This window comes from Clostridioides sp. ZZV14-6153, from assembly GCF_020657855.1.
GTDB lineage: Bacteria > Bacillota > Clostridia > Peptostreptococcales > Peptostreptococcaceae > Clostridioides.
The window spans coordinates 1-272 of the sequence record NZ_JAGWCZ010000102.1; the positions used below are offsets into that span (position 1 = coordinate 1).

Genomic DNA, 272 nt, shown 5'->3' on the forward strand with positions numbered 1-272 from the left:
TGGTGACTCGTAGGGGAATTGAACCCCTGTTACCGCCGTGAAAGGGCGGTGTCTTAACCTCTTGACCAACGAGCCATTTTAATGGTTGCGGAGGCAGGACTCGAACCTACGACCTTCGGGTTATGAGCCCGACGAGCTGCCAACTGCTCCACTCCGCGATATTGTTTGTTTTATAAGTGCCGAAGACCGGAATCGAACCGGTACGAGAGGTAAGTCCCGCAGGATTTTAAGTCCTGTGCGTCTGCCAGTTCCGCCACTTCGGCTTTTTTTGG

Annotated in this window: 3 tRNA genes; all 3 read right to left on the reverse strand. The window is 53.3% G+C overall.

The window, feature by feature from the left end:
* The 3 genes from KGF46_RS19890 to KGF46_RS19900 all read right to left on the reverse strand — a co-directional run bounded on the left by KGF46_RS19890 (position 1) and on the right by KGF46_RS19900 (position 263).
* Positions 1-75 (reverse strand) — tRNA-Glu (locus tag KGF46_RS19890).
* A gap of 7 nt (positions 76-82) precedes the next feature.
* A tRNA-Met gene (locus tag KGF46_RS19895) sits at positions 83-158 on the reverse strand.
* A 19-nt stretch (positions 159-177) separates the two neighbouring features.
* Positions 178-263: transfer RNA gene (locus tag KGF46_RS19900), tRNA-Leu, on the reverse strand.
* Between the last annotated feature and the right edge of the window lie 9 nt (positions 264-272).